Below are 2,500 nucleotides of genomic sequence, written 5' to 3'. Positions count from 1 at the left end.
CCCACCTGGGGAGTACGCTCGCAAGAGTGAAACTCAAAGGAATTGACGGGGGCCCGCACAAGCGGAGGAGCATGTGGTTTAATTCGATGATACGCGAGGAACCTTACCAAGGCTTAAATGGGAAACGACAGATTTGGAAACAGATCTTTCTTCGGACGTTTTTCAAGGTGCTGCATGGTTGTCGTCAGCTCGTGCCGTGAGGTGTCAGGTTAAGTCCTATAACGAGCGCAACCCCTGTTGTTAGTTGCCATCGAGTAAGGTCGGGAACTCTAACAAGACTGCCGGTGCAAACCGTGAGGAAGGTGGGGATGACGTCAAATCATCACGGCCCTTACGCCTTGGGCTACACACGTGCTACAATGGACGGTACAGAGAGCAGCCACTACGCAAGTAGGCGCGAATCTAAAAAACCGTTCTCAGTTCGGATCGGAGTCTGCAACTCGACTCCGTGAAGCTGGATTCGCTAGTAATCGCAGATCAGCCATGCTGCGGTGAATACGTTCCCGGGCCTTGTACACACCGCCCGTCAAGCCATGGAAGCTGGGGGTACCTGAAGTCGGTGACCGCAAGGAGCTGCCTAGGGTAAAACTGGTAACTAGGGCTAAGTCGTAACAAGGTAGCCGTACCGGAAGGTGCGGCTGGAACACCTCCTTTCTAGAGACAAAAAAAAAGGATGTGATTTAAAATTAAAATTAAATTAAAATCTTACTCTCGCTGTTAATTCAAAAAAAAGAAAAGGCTTAAAATACAGAGTCTCGTAGCTCAGCTGGTTAGAGTACTACACTGATAATGTAGGGGTCGGCAGTTCGAGTCTGCCCGGGACTACTATTTAAAGTTATAAAAAAGGAAATTCTAGAAGCGAATTTTGAATTATAAATTTTAAATGATGAATTTGAAAAATAATTCAAAAAAATAATTCAACATTCAAAATAGACAATGGGGGATTAGCTCAGCTGGCTAGAGCGCCTGCCTTGCACGCAGGAGGTCATCGGTTCGACTCCGATATTCTCCACAACAGCCCCTCCTAACCTCCCCAAAGGGGAGGAACATAGAGCAATCGGCTCTCCCCCTTCGGGGGAGCTGGAGGGGGCTCAAAGTTCATTGACATATTGAGATAAACATACAAACAAGTAGAAAGAACATCTTTAGTGATTAGTAAAAAAGCAATAGGCACTAGTGGCTTATGGCTATTGACTAATGGCTAAAATAATAAAGAAAACAATAAGCAAAATAAGGGCGTATGGGGAATGCCTAGGCTCTCAGAGGCGAAGAAGGACGTGATAAGCTGCGAAAAGCTGCGGGGATCGGCACATACGAATTGATCCGCAGATATCCCAATGGGGCAACCCACTATGTTGAAGACATAGTATCCGATAGGAGGCGAACCCGCTGAACTGAAACATCTAAGTAGGCGGAGGAGAAGAAAACAAAAGTGATTGCGTAAGTAGTGGCGAGCGAAAGCGCATTAGCCCAAACCGTTGTTGTTACGGCAATAACGGGGTTGTAGGACCACAATATTTCTTGTAAACTGAATTAGAATAACCTGGAAAGGTTAACCCAAGAGGGTGATAGTCCCGTATAAGTAAAGAATATAAAGAATAGTGTTATCCTGAGTAGGGCGGGGCACGTGAAACCCTGTCTGAATCTGGCGGGACCATCCGCTAAGGCTAAATACTCCTGAGAGACCGATAGTGAACCAGTACCGTGAGGGAAAGGTGAAAAGAACCGTGAATAACGGAGTGAAATAGAACCTGAAACCATACGCCTACAAGCGGTCGGAGCAGCATAATCTGTGACGGCGTGCCTTTTGCATAATGAGCCTACGAGTTACCGTTGCTGGCAAGGTTAAGTGATTAAGTCACGGATCCGTAGCGAAAGCGAGTCTGAATAGGGCGCGATTCAATCTAAGGGGTTGAAAGCGTATTTATACGCTTAAGTCAGTAGTGGTAGACGCGAAACCGTGTGATCTACCCATGGACAGGATGAAGCTTTGTTAACCCAAAGTGGAGGTCCGAACCCGTTGACGTTGAAAAGTCTTGGGATGATCTGTGGGTAGGGGTGAAAGGCCAATCAAACTCGGAAATAGCTCGTACTCCCCGAAATGCATTTAGGTGCAGCGCTCAAGTTAAGTTATATAGAGGTAGAGCTACTGATTGGATGCGGGGGCTTCACCGCCTACCAATTCCTGACAAACTCCGAATGCTATATAATATATTGAGCAGTGAGGGCTTGGGTGCTAAGGTCCAAGTCCGAGAGGGAAAGAACCCAGACCATCAGCTAAGGTCCCCAAATGTATGCTAAGTTGAACAAACGCGGTTTGATTGCATCGACAGCTAGGATGTTGGCTTGGAAGCAGCCATTCATTTAAAGAGTGCGTAACAGCTCACTAGTCGAGCGATCGAGCATGGATAATAATCGGGCATAAGCATACTACCGAAGCTATGGATTTGTACTAAGTACAAGTGGTAGGGGAGCATTCTAACATCGCCGAAGGTATCTT

Annotated in this window: 2 tRNA genes and 2 rRNA genes (2 of these 4 cut by a window edge); all 4 read left to right on the top strand. The window is 46.7% G+C overall.

What is annotated here, in order from left to right:
• A 16S ribosomal RNA gene (locus tag NAB20_RS01845) occupies positions 1-654 on the top strand (it extends 862 nt beyond the left edge of the window).
• Positions 655-751: 97 nt separating this feature from the next.
• Positions 752-825, top strand: a tRNA-Ile gene (locus tag NAB20_RS01840).
• A gap of 113 nt (positions 826-938) precedes the next feature.
• A tRNA-Ala gene (locus NAB20_RS01835) sits at positions 939-1,012 on the top strand.
• Positions 1,013-1,219: 207 nt separating this feature from the next.
• A 23S ribosomal RNA gene (locus tag NAB20_RS01830) occupies positions 1,220-2,500 on the top strand (it continues 1,630 nt past the right edge of the window).
• Together the 16S and 23S rRNA genes with 2 tRNA genes alongside form the textbook arrangement of a ribosomal RNA operon.

Source organism: Flavobacterium davisii, assembly GCF_042182265.1.
Taxonomy (GTDB): Bacteria; Bacteroidota; Bacteroidia; order Flavobacteriales; family Flavobacteriaceae; genus Flavobacterium; species Flavobacterium davisii.
The sequence above is the reverse complement of the archived record's forward strand: the minus strand, read 5'-3'. Positions and strand labels throughout refer to the sequence as shown.